Below are 21038 nucleotides of genomic sequence, written 5' to 3'. Positions count from 1 at the left end.
CTTCGTTGTCGGGGATGTGGCCCTCACCGTAGGGAGGCGGCGTTCAGGATCCGCATAGTCCGCTATATCCGCGGGCCACGCCGTCTACGGGCCTCCTGCGCGAGCCGGTCGGCCTCGGCTCTGCCCTGCTCGTCACTGAGGCGGTCAAACTCTCCCATAGCACGCGTAAGCGCCTCAACCGCTCCGTCAATGTCGTCAAGGTCCAGCGCGGCCCGGGCGAGCGCCATCAGGGCCTGCGCGGCGCCCCGCCGGTCCCCGTAGGCGACGAACGTCTCCAGCGCTTCCCTCGCGGAGCCGGCCGCGGCCCCTGGCGTGCCTTCCGCCCTGGCGATCTCGGCCAGTACGAGCAGCGCCCCCGCCTCGGGCAGCCGATCGCCCAGGCGGCGGTTGATCCGCAGCCGCCGTTCCACGCACCCGCGGGCCTCGGCGAGCCTGACCCCGCCCAGGTGCAGCCTGCCCAGGTCCAGCAGCGCCTCCGCCTCGCCACGCGGGTCGCCGAGGTCCTGGTACGCGCTCAGGCTCTCGTTGAGCCGGCCCTCGTCCCGGCGCAACGCGCCCAGCGCCCGTAAGGCATCGGCCCGCCCGCGCCGGTCGCCCGCCTCCTCGAAGACCCGCAGGGCCCGTACGAACGCCTGCTCGGCCTCCGCCGGACGGGCCTGGACCAGCCCGAGCCGGAGCGTGACCCTGGCCAGCTCCAGCCCTTCCACCAGCGGCTGGGCCGCCCGCAGCGCCGCGGCCGCCGACTCCGTGCGCCCTTCGGCCCGGTGCAGGTCGGCCAGGCCGCGCAGCAGGAGCGCCTCGCCGTGCCGGTGGCCCGCCGCCCTGGCCGCGTCCAGCCCGGTCGCCGTGGTGGCGTGCCAGTCGTCGTGGTGCGCGCCCAGCTCGAACAGCGGGGTGAGGTAGAAGGCCAGCCGCCAGGCGGCCTCGTGCAGGCCCACCCGGGAGAAGTCCCCGACGGTCGCCACCAGGAAGCGGCGCTCGGCGCTCAGCCAGCGCGCCTCGTGCCGCAGCCACCCGGTCTCCAGCCGCTCTGCGCCGGGCAGATGGACCTCGGTGCGGCCGGTGCCGGGCTCGGCGGGCAGGAGGGAGGCTCTGGCCTGCCGGGTCCGTTCGAGGATCGCGCCGGCGATGACGGCCAGCACGCGTTCCGGGCCGCCTTCCTCCCCGGCGAGGCGTTCGGCGGCGTAGAGCCTGGTCAGGTCGTGCCAGCCGTAGCGCTCCTGGCCTGCCTCGTCCAGGCCGCGCGACTGCAGCAGCCCGGCCTCCGCCAGCGGCTCCAGGTCCGTGCCGAACACCCACGACGCGAAGTCGGGCGCCGACAGCGCGCCGAGCCCGCGCAGCAGCCGCCGTTCCGGGTCGGCCAGGCCCCGGTAGCCGAGCGCGAGGCTGCCCCGCACGGCGAGGTCGCCCGCGCTGAGCTCGTCGAGCCTGCGCCGCTCGTCCCCCAGGCGGCCCGCCAGGTGGTCGAGCGTCCAACCCGGCTTCCTGGCCAGCCGGGAGCCGGCGATGCGCAGGGCCAGGGGCAGGTGGCCGCAGAGCCGTACGATGCGCAGGGCGGCCTCGGGCTCGGCCCGCACCCGTTCGTGCCCGGCCACCTCGCCGAGCATCGCCACCGCCTCGTCCCCGTCGAGCACCCCCATCTCGTACGCCCGCGCCGCCTCCAGCCCGGCCAGCGGCGACCGGCTCGTCACCAGGGTGAGGCTGCCGGGCCCGGTCGGCAGCAACGGGCGCACCTGGGCCTCGTCGGCGGCGTCGTCCAGCACGACGAGCAGCCGCTTGCGGGCCGTCATGCTCCGGTAGAGCCGCACCCGCTCGTCCGGCGCCGGCGGGACCGCGCCGTCCGGGCAGCCCAGCGAACGCAGCAGGTCCTCCAGCACCGCGCCGGGCGGGCGGGCGCCCAGCGAGGCGTAGAGCCGGCCGTCCGGGCGTTCGAGGCCGGTGGCGGCGTGCACCGCGACGGCCGACTTCCCGCAGCCGGGCGGGCCGTGCAGGACGAGGTGCACGGGGGCCGACGCGTGCTCGCGAGCCGTCCGGACGATCCAATCGAGTACGGGCGATCGGCCGACAAAATCGGAAATGTCGGGTGGCAGCTCGTCGACCGGGCCGCGGTCGCCACCGGCCGGTGCCGCGGGGCGGTCCTCGCCGGCCAGGACCCGCCGGTGAGCGTCGGCCAGCTCGGCGCCCGGCTCCAGACCCAGCTCGTCCACCAGCGTCCGGCGCGCGTCCTGGTAGGCCCCGAGCGCCTCCGACCGGCGTCCCGCCTGGTGGAGGGCTTCGATGAGACGCACCCAGGCGCGTTCGCGCAGCGGATGCGCCCCGACCAGCGCCCGCAGCTCCCCGATCACCTCCGCACCCCGGCCCAGCCGCAGGTCCAGCTCCACCCGCTCCTCCAGCGCGGTCAGGCGCAGCTCCTCCAGCGGTACGGCGTGCGTCCGGCGCAACAGGGACGACTCGACGTCGGCCAGCGCCTGCCCCCGCCACAGCGCCAAGGCCGCCCTGAAGCCGTCGGCCGCCTCCGCCACCCGGCCCGCCGCCCGGGCCTGCCGCGCCCCGCCGACCAGCCGCTCGAACCGGTGGCAGTCGACGTCGTCCCGCTCGACGTCGATCAGGTAGCCGCCCGGCACCGTACGGATGCCGTCCACGAGCTTGCGCAGCGCGCTGACGTACACCCGGAGCACCGACCCCGCCGAGGCCGGCGGCCGGTCGTCCCACACCACGGACATCAGCCGCTCGACCGGCACCGTCTCACGGGCCGACAGCAGCAGCGCGGCCAGCAACGTGCGGTGCTTGGCCGGTCCCGGCACCTGACCGGACTCGATCCGCAGCGGACCGAGCACGCCGAAGCGCACGCTCACGCACCTCTCAGCATCACGTGCCCGCCGGCCTGAGCGCGAAGGAGTCGAAGCGGACGCGTGCGGACCCGGTGGCGCCGGAGGCGGCGTGGACGCCGGACTCGCCGGGGCCGTAGGGCGCGTCGGAGTCGGTCGCCTGCGCGACCAGGCGTTCGTTCAGCCACATGCGCAGCGTCACCTTGCCCCCGCTCTCGCCGCACTCCGCAACGACGCGGTTGACGGTCGCGCCCTGCGCGTCCGCCGGGCCGTACAGGGTCGTGCCCCGGGTGCCCGTGCGGCGCTTGACGATCGTGACCTTGCCCGAGCCGCTCACCCCGAACTCGTAACGATCGCCGGAGCGCGCCGAGCCGTGGCACCACACACCGTACTCCCCGCTCCCCTCCTCAAGGGTGGCCTTCGCGCTGACGACCACGTCGCCCTCCGGCTCCTGCCTGGGGGCCGACTTCCACAGCCGCCAGCCCGGCTTGACGGTCAGCTCGTAGCCGGAGCCCGCCTGCCGCGCGCTCCCGCCCTCCGACGCGCCGATCGCCCAGGAGTCGCCGAAGTCGGCCTCGTACGGCCAGCTCTCCTGCGACAGCGCTGGGACGGTCACGGCGGCGGCGACGACGGCGAGCACGAGCCCGGTGGCCCCCGCGACCCACGGCCACCGCCTCCGCTTCGGCTTCGTCCCAGGCACAGACGCAGACACAGGCGGAGCGGGCGACATCGCGGGCGGGGGCGGCATACCGGACGCGGGTCGCAGGTCGGGTCCGGGCCGCACGTCGGGTCCGGGCCGCACGTCGGCCGTCGTGGTGCCCGTCCAGGTGCGCTCGACCCTTTCGGTGGCCGTGGCCAGGCGGGTGCCACCGACCAGGTCGGCCAGCAGCCGCTGGGCCGTCGGCCGCAGGCGCGGATCCTTGGCCAGCGCCCGCTCCACGACCTGCCTGATCCCCTCGTCGAGCCCGTCCAGCCTGGGCCCTTCCTGCGTGATCCGGTACAGCACCTCCGCGGGCGCCCCGCCCCCGAACGGCAGCCGCCCCGTCCCCGCGAACGCGATCACCCCGCCCCACGCGAACACGTCGGCCGCGGGCGTCAGCGGCTCCCCGCGCACCTGCTCGGGCGCCATGAACGCGGGCGTCCCGAGTATCGCCTGGCTGACCAGGCTGTCGTGCTCCACGAGCTGGGCGATGCCGAAGTCGATCACCCGGGGCCCGAGCGGCGAGAGGAGCACGTTCGACGGCTTGAGGTCGCGGTGGATCACCCCGGCCCCGTGGATGGCGCTCAGCGCGGTGGCGATGCCCACCGCGAGCGCCTCCAGGTTCCCGCCGGACAGCGGCCCCTGCTCGTTCACGGCCTGCGCCAGGTCGGGCCCCTTGACGTATTCGGTGACGAGGTAGGCGATATCGCCGTCGATCCCCGCGTCCAGCACGGGCGCGGTGCAGAACCTGGCCACCCGGCGGGCCGCCGCGACCTCCCGCTCGAAGCGCCGCCTGAACGCCGGATCGCGGGCCAGCGCCGGATGGATGACCTTGAGCGCCGCCAGGCCGCCGGTGGGTGTCGAGGCGAGATGCACCTCGCCCATGCCGCCGCGCCCGAGCAGGCGCCGCAGCGTGTACCCGCCAATGACCTCGTTCATCGCAGACAGACTAGCCAGCTCCCGACATTTCCCTGGATCGGGTCACCCGGCCGCCTGGGTCAGCCGGTAACGCGACGGCGGGATCCCGTACCGGTCGACGAACGCCTGCCGCAGCGTCTCCGCCGTCCCGAAGCCGCACCGCACGGCCACGGACGCCATCGGCAGCGACGTGGACGCCAGCAGGTGCGCGGCGGCCTCGGTGCGGGCCTGCCGGACATATCGCCCGGGCGTCAGCTGCAGGTGCTGGAGGAAGAGCCGGGTGAGGTGCCGCTCGCTCACCCCCGCCTCGTTCGCCAGCGCGGCCGTGGTGAGGTCCTCGCGCAGGTGCGCGGCGATGTACTCGATGGTCCGCCTGACCAGGTTGTTCGCGGGGACGGGCGCGCTGACGAACATGCTCATCTGCGCCTGGTCGCCGGGCCGCTGCAGGTAGGTGACCAGGTTGCGGGCCACCGTGCGGGCCAGCTCGGGGCCGTTGTCCTCCGCCACGAAGGCGAGCGTGAGGTCGAGGGCGGCGGTGACGCCGGCGGACGTGGCGACGTTGCCGTCGCGGATGAAGATCGGGTCGGCGTCCACGGCCACCGCGGGATGCCGGGCCGCCAGGTCGTGCGCCAGCTGCCAGTGCGTGGTGGCGCGCCGCCCGTCGAGCAGCCCCGCGGCGGCGAGCACGTACGCGCCCGTGCAGACGGAGGCGACGCGGCGGCTCTCGCGGGCCAGCCTGCGGACGTGGCCGACGATCAGCGGGCTGGCCGCGGCGTCGTCGTGGCCGACCCCGCCGGACACCACCAGTGTGTCGAGCGGCCCGTGGATCCGCTCCAGCGCCAGCTGGGCCTGGACGGTCAGCCCGGTGCCGCAGGTGACGGGGTGCCCGCCCGGCGTGGCCACGCGTACCTCGTAGCAGGGCGCCGCGCCGTGCCAGTTGGCCTCCTCCAGCGTCGAGGTGACGCAGGCGACGTCGAGTAACCCCACCGCCTCGTACGCCACGACGACGACCCGTCGTACCTCCATGGCCATGACTGTAGGGCCGAAGGACAGAGAGCCCAAGTTTCCGGACCTCCCCGGCCCACCTCCCTTGGCACGCGGCGGCCCTCCGGCAACAGTCGTGGCATGACAACGACAAACACCGGCACCGGCCGCCGCTGGGGCAGGTTCGCCCTTCACTATGTCGAGATGATCGTCGCCATGTTCGTCGGCATGTTCGTCGGCATGCTGGCCCTCGGCATGCTGCAGTCCGCCCTGGGGATCGGCTTCTCCCACGAGCAGCAGCCCGAGCTCGCGTACCTGGTCATGGCGGTGGACATGTCGATCGGCATGGCCGCGTGGATGCGGATCCGCGGGCACGGCTGGGCCTCGACGCTGGAGATGTGCGCCGCGATGTTCGTCCCGGTGGTGCCGCTGTTCCCCTTGCTCTGGCTGGGCGCCGTCGACGCCGGGACGATGATGACGGCGGCGCACGTGGCGATGCTCCCGCTCATGCTGGCGGCGATGCTGCGCCGGCTCGACGAGTACGCCGGCTGCGCTCACTGAGCGCCTTGCGGTAGCCGTCCAGGACGTCCTGCCGCAGCAGGTGCCCGAACCCGGCCCGCTCCAGCCGCAGCCCCAGCTCGGCGGCGCTCACCCGCAGGCTCTCCGCGGCGGCGGGCAGGCTCCAGTCGTGCTCGGCCAGCGTGCTCAGCAGGTGGCCACGCCTGACCTGGGCCTCCGACAGCCTGAACGTCTTCAGGTAGGCCGTCCGCCCGTCCGCGTCGTTGATCATCTCGCCGATGTGGTTCTCGCTCTTCCGCTCGAACGCGGGCAGGAACCGGCTCAGCGTGAACCCGCCCATCCGGTAGACCTCCTCCACCCGCGCGGGGGCGCGGAGGAGGCCCGCTGCCATCACCGAGTCGTGGAAGCCGGCCCAGTCCCGCTCGGCACGTACGGCCTCGGCCCGCAGGTCGGCCAGCGAGGCGACCGCGCTCTCGTCGATCACCGCGGGAAAGTCCCTGGCGGGGTAGAACAGGGCATAGTCGTGGATCAGCTCGCCGTACATGTCGCGGACCAGCGTCGGGTGCAGCGCCCGGTAGTCCTCCGGGTGCGGCACCACGAAAGCGCTGGCCAGCGTGTCACCGGCGTACAGCAGCAGCCCGCACTGCCCGGGGTAGATCTCGAAGATCTTGAGCGCGTCCTCCAGCCCGCGCACCTCCGCCCCGGCGTAGGCCTCCTCGGAGCGGGGGGACAGCCCGTGGACGAGCGCCTGCCGCGACCACTCCTCCCACGCGACCACGGGGCCGCCGAAGTGCAGCGCGAGGTATCCCTCCACGGCCAGGTGCAGCGGCAGGAACCGGAGCCGGTTCTTGTCCACCCGCCGGGCCATCCTGCGCCTGGTCCTGATGCACATGTGGCGCAGCGGCTGCCCGAGCTGCGTGCCGTAGGCCGCCGCCGGGGTCCCGTCGCCGGTCCACGACGCGACGAAGGCGTGCGGGACGTACGCCGTGTAGAGGGTCTTGTCCGGCAGGTGGACCATGGACAGCTCGTCGCCGTACACCTTGGCGTGCAGCCGCAGGTCCTCGACGGGCTCGCGGCGCACGAGCGGCACCAGCCGCAGCCCTCCCCAGGTCTGCGCGGGCCGCGTGTCCAGCCCCGTGAGATCCATCATCGCCGTGCCGCCCGATCTTCCAGGTACGTCCTCAGCTCCCCGAGCCCGGTGCGCCCCTCCGCGAACCGGGCCAGCTCCACCAGCGCGGGCAGGTCCTCGGCGTCGCGGATGCCGGCCGTCGGCACCATGGGCGACAGCCGCCGCACGTCGAACCGGTCGGCGTCGTAGACCGGGTTGACGTGCACGATGCCCACCTCGCCTCCGGGATCGAGCTTGCGCCGCCACACGCGCAGCACCTCGCCCGCCAGCCCCGGCGGCGCGTTGTCCCAGCCGTCGGAGACGATGACGAGCAGGCCGGGCCGGTGTTCGAGCGCGTCGAGGATCCGCTGCCCCAGCGGCGTCGGCCCGTACGGCCGCACCTGGAGCGGGTCGGTCCGGCGCGACAGCCACAGGCCGCGGTAGTCGCCGGCCAGGGCCTCCAGCAGGTAGTGGCAGGCCAGCGCGACCGCCAGCGGCCGGCGGCGCTTCACCGGCGAGCCGAACGAGGAGAAGCTGTCGTCCAGCACCGCCGCGACGCTCCCCCACGTGCCCGCCCGCGCCCCGGCCACGCGGGCCGCCGCCGCCCGCAGCGCGCCCACCAGCTCGGCGCGACGGCTCGCGCGCACGTCGGCACGCAGCGACAGGATGTACGAGGCCAGCCTGACCAGCGGCATCGCGGCCAGGTCCGCCTCGGTGTCCACCTTGTCCCGGCTCGCGGACTCTGTCAGCCGCAGGCGCTCCAGCCTGGTCAGCCGGGGCGCGATGCGCTCCAGGAAGATCTCCCTGCCGATGCCGTGGCGGGCGGCGAAGCCCTCGGCGACCGTGTACGGGAGGTCGTACAGGGCGCTCTTGTCGAAGTGCGCGCGGCGCCACGCCTCCAGGACGGGCGTCTCGTAGCGGGCCCGGCTGAACGGCGCGAACAGGAAGTCGCCCAGCTCTCCCGGCAGTCGCAGGTGGGCGTGGCGCACCGCCGACTTCACCTGCGCGCGGTACTTGACCGCGTCGAAGGCCAGGTCGGGGCGGCCGGTGAGCCAGTCGCGGACGACGGCCCTGGTGCGCCGGTTGTTGACGCCGTCGCGGCGCAGGCGCCGGAAGAGCCGGTAGACCCTCGGCGGGCTCATCCGTTCCAGCCGCCAGGCGATCAGCCGGCCGTCGCCCGCGCGCCCGCTCAGCAGGTTGGCGATGATCAGGGCGGCGTTGTGGTCGTTGATGTCGAGCGCCAGCGCGGCTGCGTACAGGTCGGGATAGTTGCCCTGGACGTAGCGGTGCAGGAAGTCGAGGGAGAGCCGCTGCTCGCCGGCCGTGCCGTGGAACTCGCGCTGGCCGGTGGAGGTGATGGCCGCGTTCGCGAAGATCAGGACGTCCTCGCACTCGATCAGGTCGGCGTAGGTCTCCATGGGCTCCCCCGGGGGTCGGCGGACTGGCCGGGGAATGGGGGCACGAGCTGCGAAGCATCGCTGTACAGGCGGGTTCCGGAAGTCGTACCTGAGTCCCGCGGCCAGTCTGGTCCGGACCTTACCGGGCCTTTCGCACCGATGCGACGGTATTTACCGGGCCTCGGTGCCCGCCGAGCGGGCCTTGATCTCGCCGAGCGTGGTGTGGTTCTCCCGGATGACGGAGATCAGCACGTACGAGACCAGCATCAGCCCGAGACAGAGTGCGTCGGCGGCCCACCAGGGGATCTCGGCGAGCAGCAGATAGCCGTCGCCGTCGCTCAGCGACCTGATCACCGCCGTGACCACGGCCACCACCAGGGTGACCAGCAGCCAGCTTCGCAGGCGCGGCAGATTCCCCTTGTTCCACAGCCGGATCCGCCAGCCCATGAAGACGGCGAGCACGCCGAGCAGGGCGCAGAACCCGATCAGCCACCAGGGCAGCGCGAAGGCGGTCTGGTCGGCGATCTGCCGCTGCGTGGTACGCAGCTCCGTCTCGGCCTTCCGCTTGGCCTCCACGGCAGCGTCGAGCTGCTTCTTCAGCTGGGCGACGCTCCTCTCCTGGCGCGGAGGAGTCGCGGGGGTGTCCGTCGGGAGCATCCGCGCCACGACGGTCAGCATGATCGCGACGAACGACAGCGCCAGGACGATGGCCATGAACAGGTCGATGAAGCGCAGATCGAGCGGCGGGGCGAACGATCGGGCGGGCCGCCGCCTCACGGCTCCCTCACCAGCGTGTACTTCTGCGGGCGGCTCTCGGCCGCGCTCAGCCGCTCCACCGCCGTACGCAGCGCGTCCAGGCCCTTGACGAGCTCCTCGGTCCGGCCTCTGGACTGGGCCAGCTCCTGGGTGAGCCCGTGCATCGCGGGGGCCGCCTGCTTGGCGGGCAGCCGCGCGATGTAGATCAGGAACACCTCGTCGGCGGCCACCACGTTGGCCCGCTCGCCCCGCTCGACCAGGGCCATCGCGCTGAACGACAGCACGCTCAGGAACAGCGCGATCAGCGTGACGCCGAACGCGGAGGCCAGCTCGGGCAGCACGTGCTGCTTGAGCGCGGCGATCAGCACCCCTGGGTCGCCCTCGCGGTCCAGGGCGTTCGAGAACGAGTTGACCATCGCGCCCATCGTCAGCGCGGTGCCGATGAACCCGAAGACCGGCAGCGCCCAGATGAGCGCGTGGTCGAGATGGTGCTTGTTGGCCATCTCGCTCTCGTCCAGCGCGGACCGCGCGCTCAGCACCGCCTCGCAGTCGTTCCCTGCCTCGGCCGCCTCCCTGAACAGCTTGAGCCGCCGCGCCACCAGCGTGTCGTCCGTCGGCTTCACCGCCTGGACGTTCGACACGGCCCGAGCCGTCGCGGCGTTCTCACGCCGGATGTCCGGAACGGCCCTGACGATCCTGAGCACCGCGGTCAGGAACACCGCGATGATCAGCGTGACCACAAGCTCCGCTGCCACGGGGGCCGTGGTCGCGCCCACGGACACCAGCAGAGCCTCCACCATTCCGGCCGCCATCAGCAGCGCGGAGAACACCACACCCACCACAGGCGCGAACACCGAGTGACGCCAGCCGTACCTTGACACCCTTTACCCTCACTCCGGCACGCAAAATGTCAGAGACCCACCTAAGCACATGTAAAACACGCGTTGGTTACGGTCTGCGGTGTCAGCGGTACCAAATGTTGTCAGCGACGGTGAGCGCCGGCGCTCCGCGGGCGCCTTCTCACAACCAGAACCACCGGACCTCCGACGTGCGCCGCCGCTCGTCCAGCCACGCCTGGAACGCCGCGTCCCGCGCCGCCTCCAGCACCTCGGGAGCCTCGGGATCGGGCGGGACGACCTCGTGGACGACCCCCGCCAGATAGCCGCCGTCGTACGGAACGGGCCCGGCCGAGGTCTGTTCGGGCAGCGCCCGCAGGGGCTCGGGCAGCTCCGGGGTGAGCGCGACGGCGGCCTGCAACCGCATCCCGCGCCGTCCGGATGCCGGGCTCCCGGGCAGCGCGGCCATCGCCCGCGCGTGGAAACCCGGCACCGGCCCGTCCAGCAGGGCGCCCAGCTCATCGGCGTCCGGCCCGATCACCCACACCGCATGCCGCACCGTGAACTCCTCCGGGTGCTCGGCCAGACGGCGACGGGCCGGCTCACCGGCGAAGCGCTCGCGGACGCGGGCGATCAGGCCCTGCGTTCTGACGTGGCTCCAGAAGGCGTCCTCCGACATGCCCGTCTCGGCCAGCCACCGCAGGGTCTGCGCACGACCGGTGAGCCCGCGCCGTCGCCGGAACTCGTCGGCGGCCCGCCGCGCCTCCTCCGGAGTCACCGGCCGCATGTCGTTCTCCAGCTCGCTGAGCAGGATCCGGTGGTCCACCAGCCGCTCGTGCAGCTGCCGGTCCCGGGCGCCGAGCGCGCGGATCGTGGACAGCGCGGCCGCCACCGGCAGCCCCTTGCCGTCGACGCTGAGGACGCACGACGCCGCCCAATGGGTGGAGTGGTCCACCAGCCAGGGGATGCCGTCGTCCACCTCGGCCGACAGCGCGACGGTGCCTCCCTCGGGGTGCTCCAGGAGCAGGTCGTAGCCCGCCCTGGTGGTGCCCGGCGGCTCGTCGACCGCGAGCTGGACACGCAGGTGCGGCCGCTTCGCGCCCCAGTCCCCGACGCGCCGCCGCGCGTCGCCCACCTCCTCCTGGGAGGCCGGCAGGTCGCGCAGCAGCACGACCGCGTCGAAGAGATCCATGGCGAACGAATCAGCGGACATCGGCGGCTTCCTCGATGCGGGGACGGGCGGTGGCGGTGGCGTCGGCGAGCCAGTCGGCGATGGCGTCGCTGATGGGCAGGCCGGTGAGCATCTCGACGAAGGCCCATTGGCCGTTGACGTTGAGCTCCAGGAAGACGTACCGGCCGTCCGGGGTCACGATGAAGTCCAGGGCGGCGAAGCTCAGGCCGAGCCCCGCGACCAGGCGTACGCAGCCGTCGGCGACGTTCCGCGGCAGGTCGTAGGCGGAATAGCGGGTCTTGGGATCCTCGAGGTGCCGCCAGTCGACCTCGGTCATCCGTGACGCCTGGGAGTCGATGCTCGCGGCGAACACCCGCTCGCCGACGACCGTCACCCGCAGCTCGTAGGCTTTGGGCACATTGGGCTGCAGCATCGCGGGCCCGTACCGCAGCCGGTGCCGCCCGGCGAGCCGCCGCCTCGGCACCACCGTCGTGAAGAGGTGACGGTCCTCGCCGTCCACGAAGAACGGCCGGTAGTCGAGCGTCTTGGTGATGACCCGGCCGCCGGCCCGGTTCCACAGCTGCGCCAGCGCCTCCGGATCGTTCGTCACGAGGGTGTCGGCCACGGTGAACCCCAGCTCGGTGGCCCGGTACAGGTGCAGGAGCTTGTTGTCCACCGCTGCGACGTGCGGCGGCGGCGCCGGCATCCACCGCGCCCCTGCCATCAGGTTGTACGCGCCCGCGAGCGCGATCCTGGCCACGTGCTCGGCGAACGCCCGCTGCGACGGCTCTCGCACGGCGGGTGCGGCCACCTTGCCGGGGCGGCGGTCCCAGACCGCGGTGACCTTCGACAGATCGTACGTCTCGCCCTGAAACGTCAGCGTCTGCCGCCACCAGCCGTCGAGAAAGGCGGTGGTGAGGGTGGAGGACCCGGGGTACTCGGCCTCGTCCCACCACAGCAGCGGCACGCCGCGCTCCTCCAGCTTCGGGCGCACGGTGTGCACCGAGTCGTCGCGCGGGCTGCTGATGATCAATAACACGGTCGGATGCTCCTTCAGCTGTTCACGCGGCGGGGAACCGGCACCCGGTGATTGCCGGCTCCCCGCCGCAACCATCAGCGATTCACGCAGTCGGCGCTCGGGTTGCCCCACGTGGAGCTGCAGGTGTAGCCCGAGCCGGGCTTCATGTCCGCCATGGGCATGCCCGCGACGACCTCGAGCTCCTCACCGACGAGTTCGGAGACCCCGGCGGGCAGATCCTCGATCTTGAGCAGGTTGCTCATCAAACATCCCATCTGGTTACAGAAGGCCGCGATCTACGGCCCGGTGCAGGAGCTTGGCGCTCGCACCTTGGGAATGGCCTGGGGCCACTTGTACCGGCAGCCCCGGCACCCGCGACGCCCGTCTCCAAGCGGCATCAAGCGTCCTACCAAAAGCCCCTTGAGCCTCTTTGGGCCCTGCGCGCCCCTGAACCCCCTGCTCACACCTCGGGTCCAGGGGCCTGTGGCGCCCTTGCCGCCTTGAGGACCTTGAGGACCTTGAGGCCCCTGAGGACGTTGGGGCCCCTGAACACAGAAAACCGCCCCTGCCTGCCGAGGTCTCGGCAGATCAGAGGCGGTCTGATGGTGTGGAGGTGGCGGGAATCGAACCCGCGTCCTTCAACCCCAAGTCAGGGCTTCTCCGGGCGCAGCCTGCTGTGCTTTTCTCGGCCCCGGCGATCACGCAGGCGAGTCGCCGACGGGCCCAGCCACTGTTTGATTTCCCGCTCTCCCCCGTGGCCGGGTCGAGCGGTTGAGCCTTCTAACGATGCCAGACACCGGGCCGAAGGCACTCCCGGGCTGACAGTGGTTTCGCTACTTAGGCAGCGAGGCCCAGGGAATCCTGGGCAGCCACAGTGCGCTTAGAATTGGCACTTGTTGTTTGCGGTCACAGGATTAACGAGGTTATGTCCGCAGTCCTCGGCCCGCTTCACCTGGCTTGCAAAGTCGAAGTCGAAGCCAGTCACCCCCTGTGCAGTTGTCAACACACCTCCGAAGAGGTGAGCAACAAGAATCTACAGGGAACAACGCCCCCAACGCCAACTTGATTCCCCATGACGAAACCCCCGGGAGCGCGGCTCAGCGGCTCGCGCTCCCGGGGGCCGACCGGCAGGGTCGAGCCGGTCCGGACGGCAGGACTTCCCCCGAGATGAAGTCCTGATCTCATCACGGCGACTGGATCCGCAACCCCCCGAGCGGGTCCAGTCACTCAGTAAGACGCAGCCGGACCCTCGAATGGTTGCTCAGAGTGACGACAATTTCACGAAGAGTTCCGAAGGGCCGAGAAGAAGCTGCCCGCGACCGCTCCGGCGTCGTGGTTACGCGCCAGTACGGCGACCGCCACGTCCCCCTGCCAGCCCACGAACCACTTCAGCTGGTTGCCTGCCGTGGCCGTCACGCCGTAGACCCTGCCCTTGCCCGCCTGGGCGGGCGTGCCGGTCGCCCCGGCCGCCATCATCCGCTTCAGCGTCGCGAGGACCTTGGGGTCGACGGGTACGGGGGCGGGCTGCGGAGCCTGCGCGGCCTCCACCGTCGGGTCGGGTGACCTGGGGTCGGTGACCAGCACCGGCGGGCGCCAGGTGCCCGAGGCGACCGCGGCGGCCACCAGCGCCATGCCGAGCGGGCTGACCTCGACGTTCTGGCCCGCGATGGCCTTGGCCTTGTCGGCGTCGCCGGCCAGCTGCGGCAGCGCGCCGCTGAACGACTTGAGCGGCAGCCGCCACGGCTGGCCCACGCCGAACGCCTTGGCGCTCCCGGACAGGTCGTCGGCCGTGACGCGGCGGGCCAGCGAGGCCAGCGCGGTGACGCAGCCCTTGGCGAAGTTTTCCTGGAAGGTGGCCGAGGGCGTGACCCCGGTGGACTCCGCGGCCTGCACGAACTTGGCGCCGCCGACCGTGCGCTCGTCCGGGCAGGCCAGCCGTAGCTTCGGGCTGACGTCCTTCTTGAGCAGCGCGTTCGCGGCCACGATCGAGAACGCCGTGCCCGCGGGGAAGCGGCCGGCCAGCGCGCCCATCTCCTGGTTCAGGTCCTTCTGCCGGGTCAGCTCGCCCTGGGACCCGACCGCGAGGATCTGACCGGTGTCGCGCTGCACCGCCACCAGCAGGCTGGCCTCCGTGTCGCCCAGCGCCTGCTCGGCCGCCGCCTGGACGGACCGGTCGATGGTGGTCTTCACCGAGACGTTCTCCCGGCCCCGCCACTCCTTCAGCAGGGCGACCTGCTTGCCGGTCTTCAGGTCGAGCGTGATCACCTTGGTCTGCGTCGAACCGGTCAGGTAGTCCTGGTAGGCCTGCTGGAGGCCGCTCCTGCCGACCGAGTCACCGGCCCGCTCGGGCCCGCCGAGCTTCTGCTCGGTCTCGGGGGTGAGCGCGCTGACGCTGCCGACGATCTGCTGCGGCGGCTCGGGGTTGACCGGCTGATCCTGCTGCACGGTCTCGATCCCGTCGATGGCGTCGAGCTTCGACTGCATCGTCTGGTAACGCGAGCGGCCGAACGTGACCAGCGGCACGAACTTGTCGGGCGGCGACGACCTGATGCGGCTCAGCAGGCGGTCCTGCGCGTAGTCGGTGATCTTGGACAGCTTGGCGGCAACCTCTTCCGCCTTGTCGCCGAGCTTGGCCGGGTAGACACCCGCGCTGTAGAACACGGTGTTGCCCTGCAGCGGCTCGCCCGTGCGGTCGACGATCGGCTTGCGCGGCCTCGGGTCGGTGTCGACGGCGAACCGCTGCCCCTCCTTGAGCTGTGGATGCAGCACCGAAGGCGACCAGCGCACCTTCCAGGTGCCGTCCACGAGGTGGAGCGGGAGCAGCCCGTCGTACTCCCAGAGGGGGTTGTTCTCCCCCAGGTCGACCTCGGCGCGGAAGTCGGCCTTCGCCTCCTCGCCCGTCATGCTGAGGCTCTTGATCTTGAAACGGAAGGAGGCCGCGTCGAGCTCCAGCTTGGCGTCGGACAGCGTCTTGCGCACGATGGCCTGATCGCCGTCGGTGCGGCCGGCGGCGAGCTCGTAGTCGCCCGACTGCCAGCCCACGAGGAAGTCCCGCACCGCGTCGTGCGGTGAGGGCTCCTCGAAGCAGCCGGTCAGGGTCGTGCTCGCGACCGCCAGGGTGGCGGCCGCGGAGAGGATGCGGCGAGCGCGTGTCATGGGGTGCGGTGCCGCCGTCTCATCGGTTGCGGTGCCGCAGGGCCCGGGCCATCTCCCGCTTCGCCTGCTGCTCCGCCAGCGACTGCCGCTTGTCCCAGTCTTTCTTGCCCCGGGCGAGCGCGATCTCGACCTTGGCCCTGCCGTCCTTGAAGTAGAGCGTCAGCGGCACGATCGTGAGCCCGCCCTCCTTCGTCTTGGCGGCGAGCTTGTCGATCTCCTTGCGGTGCAGCAGCAGCTTGCGCTTGCGGCGGGCGGCGTGGTTGGTCCACGTCCCCTGGGAGTATTCGGGGATGTGGACGTTGAGCAGCCACGCTTCGTCGCCGTCGATGCTGGCGTAGCCGTCGACGAGCGAGGCGCGGCCCTCACGCAGCGACTTCACCTCGGTGCCCTGGAGCACGAGCCCCGCCTCGAACGTGTCCTCGAGGAGGTAGTCGTGCCTGGCACGCTTGTTCTGGGCGATGACCTTACGCCCGGTCTCACGTGGCATGCTTCGACTTTACCGGCGATCCCTAGACCCTCAGGTAGCGGCGGAGCGTCACGAACGATGCCAGCACACAGATGACCACACCGATGACCATGGTGATGGTGATGGTCTGGGCCACATCGTTCCAGCCCAGCTGCGCGGTGGCGTCGCCCAGGTAGCGCCCGAGCTCCTCGAAGAGGAAGACCTTCGTGACGATCAGGATGACCGCCGCGAACACCCCGCCGATCAGGCCGGCGATGACGCCTTCCATGACGAACGGGAGCTGGATGTAGAGATTGGACGCGCCGACCAGGCGCATGATGCCCGTTTCTCTACGCCGGTTGAACGCCGAGAGCCGTACCGTGTTGCCGATCAGCAGCGCCGCCGCCAGCACCAGGATGATGGCCACCGCGAGCGCGTAGAACGCGAGCTTGTCGAGCATCTCGAAGAACGGACCGACCAACTGGGCCTGGTCCAGCACCTGCGACACGCCCGGCTGCCCCTGAAGGGCCTGCACGACGGCCTTGTAGTTGTTGGGGTCTGCCACCTTGATACGGAACGACTGCGGCATGTCCTCGACCTTGGCGGTGCTCACCAGGGCCTTGTTGGTCGCGTACAGCTTCTGGAAGTTCTGGTACGCCGCCGACTGGTCCTCGAAGAACACCTCCTTGACCCCGGGGGTGCCCTTGATCAGGGTGTTGAGGGCCTCCTTCTGGGCGTTGGAGACCTCCTTGCCCTTGCAGGACTCCATGGCCGAGCCCTTGGTGCACAAGAAGACCGAGACCTCGACCTTGTCGTCCCAGTAGCCCTTCATCATGCCGACCTGGGCGTTGATCATCAAGCCGACGCCCAGCATCGCCATGCCGACCGCCACGGTGATCACCACCGCGATCGTCATGGTCAGGTTGCGACGGAGGCCGATCCAGACCTCGGAGAAGATGAAATTCGCCCGCATGTTCTGTCTGCAGCTCCCTGTCAGTACGCCTGGCCGTACACGCCACGCGACTGGTCACGGACGATCTTGCCGTCCTCCAGCTCCACCACGCGCTTACGCATGGAGTCGACGATGGCCGCGTCGTGCGTGGCCATGACGACCGTGGTGCCAGTCCTGTTGATGCGGTCGAGCACCTTCATGATGCCGATGCTCGTCGCGGGGTCGATGTTGCCCGTGGGCTCGTCGGCCAGCAGGATCATCGGCCGGTTGACGAACGCGCGGGCCATGGCGACGCGCTGCTGCTCGCCGCCGGACAGCTCGTCGGGCATGCGGTGGGCCTTGCCTTCCAGGCCGACCAGCTCGATGACCTCGGGCACCACCTTGCGGATGAACCGCCGGGGCTTTCCGATGACCTCGAGGGCGAACGCCACGTTTTCGTAGACGTTCTTGTTCGGGAGCAGCCTGAAGTCCTGGAACACGCAGCCGATGCGGCGGCGCAGGTGCGGCACCTTGAAGTTGGAGAGGCGGGCCAGGTCCTTGCCGGCGACATGGATCGCACCGGAGTTGGGCCGCTCCTCCTTGAGGACCAGACGCAGGAACGTGGACTTGCCTGATCCCGAGGGACCGACGAGGAACACGAACTCGCCCTTGTCCACGTCTACGGACACGTGGTCGAGGGCGGGCCGGTTCTGGTTCGCGTAGACCTTGGTGACATTATCGAAATGGATCACGAGAGCATCACGGCATGCCAGTCTAGGGGTCAGGACGGAAGCGAGGGTGGCACATGCCCACTTCCCGCCACCGGCCGATCGGGTTACGCGGTCTTTACTGTTGATCGACGTTCCGATTGGCCAGACGACAGTCTAGGGGGAAGACTGGCATGGAAAGTCCATAACGGAAACAAAACGATTGTGCGGCTAGACTTGGGGCTGTCATGAGTTGTGAACACCTCGTATGCGCGCAGTGCGCCCACCCTGTGATCGAGGGACGCTGCCCCACCTGCCGAGCCAGCAGGGAGCGGATGCACCAGCACGGCTTCGCCGGGCTGTCACCCGCTCTGATCGCCCTGCTGCTGGTCGTCCTGCTCTTCGTGAGCCTGGTGCTCAAGCACCTGAGCGGGCTCTAGTCGGCGGTCCCCGACTCCTGGCGGCGCATCCAGCGGATCTCGGACTCGATGAACTCATCGAGGTCGCCGTCGAGCACGGCCGACGGGTTGCCCGCCTCGGTGGCCGTACGTAGATCCTTCACGATCTGGTACGGGTGCAGCACGTAGTTGCGGATCTGCGTGCCCCAGGACGTCGTGGTGGCGCCGCGCAGCTCCGACATCTTCTCCGCCTCCTCCTGCCGCTTACGCTCCAGCAGCTTGGCCTGCAGGACGTTCATGGCGGTGGCGCGGTTCTGGAGCTGCGAGCGCTCGTTCTGGCAGGAGACGACGATGCCGCTCGGGAGGTGCGTGATGCGCACCGCCGAGTCGGTCGTGTTGACCCCCTGGCCGCCCGGGCCGCTCGACCGGTAGACGTCGACGCGGATCTCGTCCTCGTTGATGTCGATGTGGTCGGTCTGCTCGACGACCGGCACGACGTCGACCCCGGCGAACGAGGTCTGCCTGCGGCCCTGGTTGTCGAACGGGCTGATGCGGACCAGCCGGTGGGTGCCGTGCTCGCCACGGAGCGTGCCGTACGCGTAGGGAGCCTTGATCGTGAACGTGGCCGACTTGATGCCGGCCTCCTCCGCGTAGGAGGTGTCGTAGACCTCGGTCGAGTAGCCCTTGCGCTCGGCCCAGCGCAGATACATGCGCAGCAGCATCTCGGCCCAGTCGGCGGCGTCGACCCCGCCCGCCTGGGAGTTGATCGTGACGAGCGCCTCGCGGGCGTCGTACTCGCCCGAGAGCAGCGTGCGCACCTCTAGAGCCCCGATGTCGGACTTGAGCGTCTCAAGCTCCTTGTCGGCCTCGGCGCGCGTGTCGTCGTCGCCCTCCTCGGCCGCCAGCTCGTAGAGGACGTTGAGATCGTCGAGGCGGCGCGCGACGCCCTCGACGCGGTTGAGCTCACCCTGGAGGTGCGAGAGCTTGCTGGTGACCTTCTGCGCCTGGTCGGGGTCGTCCCACAGGTCCGGTGCGGCAACCTGCTGCTCCAGCTCCTCGATCTGCTTGCGCATCGCGTCGAGGTCGAGCACGTCCTGGATGCTGCGGAGCGTGCCCGCGAGCTCGTTGATCTCTTCTGCCGGATCGATGCCTGCCACGTCTCCCAAGCCTACTTCCCCCGGAGGGCTGCGCCCCCCATCCCGCCCACGTCGTCAAAAGGCGGCTTCTGTTCGGGCACCGGAGGGCCCGCCGCCCCGCGGTCGCGAATAACATGGCGAGGTGCGTGCATACGGTCGGCGGAAGGTGCTGGCGCTCGCCGCCGGCGTACTGGCCGCGGCGACCGCCTGCACGGGCAATGCCCCGGCCGAGCCGTCCAAGGCGGCCGCGACCTCGTCGGCGTCCGCGTCCCCCTCGCCCTCCGTCCCCATGACGGCCGTCACTCAGGCCGAGGCCACGGAGGAGTTCTCCAAGTTCACGGCCACCGACGACACGCTGCGGGCTCCGAGCGAGTTCCAGGGACGCCTGGACATGGAGCTGAAGGACGTCGTGACGGGCGGGCAGTTGCCGCTGACCGCGGCGGCGTTCCTGTCGCATGACTTCGCGCCGCCCCGCTACAGGTGGGGGACGCCGAAGCTGTTCGTGCCGAGGTTCGCGCCGACGGAGCAGGCGCCCTGGTTCAGCGCGCTGGTGACGCGCGACGGCAGCCCGACCCTGCTGACGTTCGCCAAGTCCGCCGACCGGTGGCGGCTCAGCTCCGCGGCCGAGCTCCTGCCCAGGCAGGAGGTGCCGGAGATCCAGCTCGACTCCGACGGCTACGCGACCGCGGTGGCGCCCGACGACAAGTCGGTCACGATCAGCCCGCAGTTCATGGGTCCGGTGCACGCCAGCGTGGCCGAGACCGGGTCCGCGGGGGTCACGGCGGGGCTGCTGGCGGCGGGCCCGTACACGACGGACGTGGCCGAGCAGATCGCCGGCCTCCGGGAGAAGTCGAAGAACGACGGGTTCAGCTACGACTCGATCTTCAGTGCCGACAACTATCCCGTCTACGCGCTGCGCACCAAGGACGGCGGGGCATTGATCCAATACTCACTCACCCGCACGACGTCCACGACGACGAAGACGGCCGAGGACGACTACATCCCCGTGCCGGAGCAGGCGCAGTGGGCCATCACCACGCCGGTGCTGCGGCGCTCGCTCAAGCTGATCGAGACGCACCAGTACGCCACCGTGGTGCCCCCTCTGAAGGCCCCGGCCGCCGCCGACGTCATCGCCCACGACGGCGCCCTGACACGCGCCTCGGGCCAGTAGCAACTTAGGTTGACTAATTCGCCGGTAGGCAACTATGGTTGCTTGCATGCCGGCCGACATTCCCGAACCCCAGGAGCCCGCTGACGCGCTGGCGGCCGTGGTCGCACTGCGGCGCCTGGCCGATCAGCTGGAGGACGCCGCCGTCGAGCAGGCGATGCGGGCCGGCTGGAGCTGGCCGCAGGTCGCCGAGGCGCTCGGAGTCACCCGTCAAGCGGTGCACAAGAAGCACGTCAAGCGGCTCATCGCCGCCGGCGTCACGCTGAGGAGACGACAGTGAGCGCGATCGACCACTACATCCAGGCCGTCATCCTGCACGGCCAGACCGAGGCCAGGCAGGACGGGTCCGCCGCGATAGAGGCGCACCACCTGCTCCTGGGCATCGCCGCCCAGGAGGGCACCGCCGCCCGCGAGGTCCTGACCTCGGCAGGGCTGGACCGCCAGGCGATCCGCGACGCGCTGGACCGGGAGTTCGAGCACAGCCTGGGCACGGCCGGGGTGTCGGCCGCCTCGTTCGGCCTCCCGGCGCCCACCCCCGACCCGGACCGCCGCGTGAGCCTGGGGGCCTCGGGACGGCTCTGCCTCGAACGCGGCTTCGCCTCCGCCACGGGCAAGAAGGACCTCAGGCCCGGCCACCTGGTGCTCGGGATCCTGGAGGCCGAGGTCGGCACCGTGCCCCGCGCGCTCACCCTGGCAGGGGTGGACCGGGCCGCGCTGGCGACCCGCCTCCGGCAGGTACTGGCGGACGGGAGCTGGTGACCCCCTGGAGCGCCCTGGAAGGCGCCCCACGCCACGCGGCGCTCCGGGCGCACCACCGGGGCACGGCCGAGCACAGGCCCTGGCCGCCGTAGACACAGCGGCC

19 protein-coding genes and 1 other RNA gene are annotated in these 21038 nt (G+C 71.2%); 4 read left to right on the top strand and 16 right to left on the bottom strand.

All coding sequences use genetic code 11. The features are described from left to right. Nucleotides 1-62 precede the first annotated feature (62 nt). Genes AB0J87_RS04075 through AB0J87_RS04065 form a run of 3 tightly spaced genes read right to left on the bottom strand, consistent with a single transcriptional unit; the run spans nt 63 to nt 5472 of the window. Nucleotides 63-2855, bottom strand: a complete 2793-nt coding sequence (locus AB0J87_RS04075) for a BTAD domain-containing putative transcriptional regulator (RefSeq protein ID WP_363962534.1) — start codon at nt 2853-2855, stop codon at nt 63-65. 13 nt (nt 2856-2868) lie between these two features. Continuing rightward, the gene (locus AB0J87_RS04070; RefSeq protein WP_363962533.1) at nt 2869-4467 is read right to left on the bottom strand and encodes a serine/threonine-protein kinase; all 1599 of its coding nucleotides are present in this window, start codon (nt 4465-4467) and stop codon (nt 2869-2871) included. Nucleotides 4468-4509: 42 nt separating this feature from the next. Next, on the bottom strand, nt 4510-5472 hold the full coding sequence (locus AB0J87_RS04065; RefSeq protein WP_363962532.1) for a GlxA family transcriptional regulator: 963 nt from the start codon (nt 5470-5472) through the stop codon (nt 4510-4512). 99 nt (nt 5473-5571) lie between these two features. Between AB0J87_RS04065 and AB0J87_RS04060 the strand changes: the two genes are divergently transcribed. Beyond that, on the top strand, nt 5572-5991 hold the full coding sequence (locus AB0J87_RS04060; RefSeq protein WP_363962531.1) for a hypothetical protein: 420 nt from the start codon (nt 5572-5574) through the stop codon (nt 5989-5991). On the opposite strand, the gene AB0J87_RS04055 is transcribed toward AB0J87_RS04060, so the two are convergent. The 13 genes from AB0J87_RS04055 to prfB all read right to left on the bottom strand — a co-directional run bounded on the left by AB0J87_RS04055 (nt 5936) and on the right by prfB (nt 19029). Next, complete coding sequence (locus tag AB0J87_RS04055; RefSeq protein ID WP_363962530.1) at nt 5936-7099, bottom strand: hypothetical protein; 1164 nt, start codon at nt 7097-7099, stop codon at nt 5936-5938. The genes AB0J87_RS04060 and AB0J87_RS04055 overlap by 56 nt on opposite strands. After that, nucleotides 7096-8475 (bottom strand): hypothetical protein, encoded by a 1380-nt coding sequence (locus AB0J87_RS04050; protein ID WP_363962529.1) that lies wholly within the window; start codon nt 8473-8475, stop codon nt 7096-7098. The genes AB0J87_RS04055 and AB0J87_RS04050 overlap by 4 nt, the downstream gene beginning before the upstream one ends. A 150-nt stretch (nt 8476-8625) precedes the next feature. Continuing rightward, nucleotides 8626-9231: a hypothetical protein gene (locus AB0J87_RS04045; protein ID WP_363962528.1), complete on the bottom strand. Its 606-nt coding sequence runs from the start codon at nt 9229-9231 to the stop codon at nt 8626-8628. Further along, nucleotides 9228-10064, bottom strand: coding sequence for a hypothetical protein (locus AB0J87_RS04040; protein WP_363962527.1), 837 nt, complete (start codon nt 10062-10064; stop codon nt 9228-9230). Before AB0J87_RS04040 ends, AB0J87_RS04045 begins: the two co-directional genes overlap by 4 nt. A 166-nt stretch (nt 10065-10230) precedes the next feature. Further along, nucleotides 10231-11259, bottom strand: coding sequence for a TIGR04500 family putative peptide maturation system protein (locus tag AB0J87_RS04035; protein ID WP_363962526.1), 1029 nt, complete (start codon nt 11257-11259; stop codon nt 10231-10233). Then, nucleotides 11249-12256 carry an MvdC/MvdD family ATP grasp protein gene (locus AB0J87_RS04030; RefSeq protein WP_363962525.1) on the bottom strand — a complete coding sequence of 336 codons (1008 nt, stop codon included), beginning with the start codon at nt 12254-12256 and terminating at the stop codon, nt 11249-11251. Before AB0J87_RS04030 ends, AB0J87_RS04035 begins: the two co-directional genes overlap by 11 nt. A gap of 74 nt (nt 12257-12330) precedes the next feature. Beyond that, nucleotides 12331-12498, bottom strand: coding sequence for a hypothetical protein (locus AB0J87_RS04025; protein ID WP_355190865.1), 168 nt, complete (start codon nt 12496-12498; stop codon nt 12331-12333). Between the two features lie 342 nt (nt 12499-12840). After that, nucleotides 12841-13224, bottom strand: a transfer-messenger RNA (tmRNA) gene (gene ssrA / locus AB0J87_RS04020). Nucleotides 13225-13513: 289 nt separating this feature from the next. Continuing rightward, nucleotides 13514-15391: a penicillin-binding transpeptidase domain-containing protein gene (locus tag AB0J87_RS04015; protein ID WP_363962524.1), complete on the bottom strand. Its 1878-nt coding sequence runs from the start codon at nt 15389-15391 to the stop codon at nt 13514-13516. A 19-nt stretch (nt 15392-15410) separates the two neighbouring features. Further along, nucleotides 15411-15878: an SsrA-binding protein SmpB gene (smpB, locus tag AB0J87_RS04010; protein ID WP_350728456.1), complete on the bottom strand. Its 468-nt coding sequence runs from the start codon at nt 15876-15878 to the stop codon at nt 15411-15413. A 22-nt stretch (nt 15879-15900) separates the two neighbouring features. Next, entirely contained in the window at nt 15901-16809 is a 909-nt protein-coding gene (gene ftsX / locus AB0J87_RS04005; protein ID WP_355190861.1) for a permease-like cell division protein FtsX, read from the bottom strand. Nucleotides 16810-16829: 20 nt separating this feature from the next. Further along, nucleotides 16830-17519, bottom strand: a complete 690-nt coding sequence (ftsE, locus tag AB0J87_RS04000; protein WP_020541427.1) for a cell division ATP-binding protein FtsE — start codon at nt 17517-17519, stop codon at nt 16830-16832. A 391-nt stretch (nt 17520-17910) separates the two neighbouring features. Continuing rightward, nucleotides 17911-19029 (bottom strand): peptide chain release factor 2, encoded by a 1119-nt coding sequence (gene prfB, locus AB0J87_RS03995; RefSeq protein ID WP_363962523.1) that lies wholly within the window; start codon nt 19027-19029, stop codon nt 17911-17913. A gap of 121 nt (nt 19030-19150) precedes the next feature. Between prfB and AB0J87_RS03990 the strand changes: the two genes are divergently transcribed. The 3 genes from AB0J87_RS03990 to AB0J87_RS03980 are packed head-to-tail and all read left to right on the top strand — an operon-like array spanning nt 19151 to nt 20935. After that, nucleotides 19151-20179: a hypothetical protein gene (locus AB0J87_RS03990; RefSeq protein ID WP_363962522.1), complete on the top strand. Its 1029-nt coding sequence runs from the start codon at nt 19151-19153 to the stop codon at nt 20177-20179. Nucleotides 20180-20225: 46 nt separating this feature from the next. Continuing rightward, complete coding sequence (locus tag AB0J87_RS03985) at nt 20226-20456, top strand: hypothetical protein (RefSeq protein ID WP_350728452.1); 231 nt, start codon at nt 20226-20228, stop codon at nt 20454-20456. After that, nucleotides 20453-20935: a Clp protease N-terminal domain-containing protein gene (locus AB0J87_RS03980; RefSeq protein WP_363962521.1), complete on the top strand. Its 483-nt coding sequence runs from the start codon at nt 20453-20455 to the stop codon at nt 20933-20935. The genes AB0J87_RS03985 and AB0J87_RS03980 overlap by 4 nt, the downstream gene beginning before the upstream one ends. The last annotated feature ends 103 nt before the right edge of the window (nt 20936-21038 follow it).

The sequence above is a fragment of the Nonomuraea sp. NPDC049625 genome, from assembly GCF_040675285.1.
Taxonomy (GTDB): Bacteria; Actinomycetota; Actinomycetes; order Streptosporangiales; family Streptosporangiaceae; genus Nonomuraea; species Nonomuraea angiospora_A.
Note: the sequence above shows the minus strand (reverse complement) of the source record. Positions and strands in the feature narration are given on the sequence as shown.

What these genes read in the sequence shown, in the direction of transcription:
- AB0J87_RS04070 (WP_363962533.1), bottom strand. Translation starts at nt 4,467, where the DNA reads ATGAACGAGGTCATTGGCGGGTACACGCTGCGGCGCCTGCTCGGGCGC.
- AB0J87_RS04065 (WP_363962532.1), bottom strand. Translation starts at nt 5,472, where the DNA reads ATGGAGGTACGACGGGTCGTCGTCGTGGCGTACGAGGCGGTGGGGTTA.
- AB0J87_RS04060 (WP_363962531.1), top strand. Translation starts at nt 5,572, where the DNA reads ATGACAACGACAAACACCGGCACCGGCCGCCGCTGGGGCAGGTTCGCC.
- AB0J87_RS04055 (WP_363962530.1), bottom strand. Translation starts at nt 7,099, where the DNA reads ATGATGGATCTCACGGGGCTGGACACGCGGCCCGCGCAGACCTGGGGA.
- AB0J87_RS04050 (WP_363962529.1), bottom strand. Translation starts at nt 8,475, where the DNA reads ATGGAGACCTACGCCGACCTGATCGAGTGCGAGGACGTCCTGATCTTC.
- AB0J87_RS04035 (WP_363962526.1), bottom strand. Translation starts at nt 11,259, where the DNA reads ATGTCCGCTGATTCGTTCGCCATGGATCTCTTCGACGCGGTCGTGCTG.
- AB0J87_RS04025 (WP_355190865.1), bottom strand. Translation starts at nt 12,498, where the DNA reads ATGAGCAACCTGCTCAAGATCGAGGATCTGCCCGCCGGGGTCTCCGAA.
- AB0J87_RS04015 (WP_363962524.1), bottom strand. Translation starts at nt 15,391, where the DNA reads ATGACACGCGCTCGCCGCATCCTCTCCGCGGCCGCCACCCTGGCGGTC.
- smpB (WP_350728456.1), bottom strand. Translation starts at nt 15,878, where the DNA reads ATGCCACGTGAGACCGGGCGTAAGGTCATCGCCCAGAACAAGCGTGCC.
- ftsX (WP_355190861.1), bottom strand. Translation starts at nt 16,809, where the DNA reads ATGCGGGCGAATTTCATCTTCTCCGAGGTCTGGATCGGCCTCCGTCGC.
- AB0J87_RS03985 (WP_350728452.1), top strand. Translation starts at nt 20,226, where the DNA reads ATGCCGGCCGACATTCCCGAACCCCAGGAGCCCGCTGACGCGCTGGCG.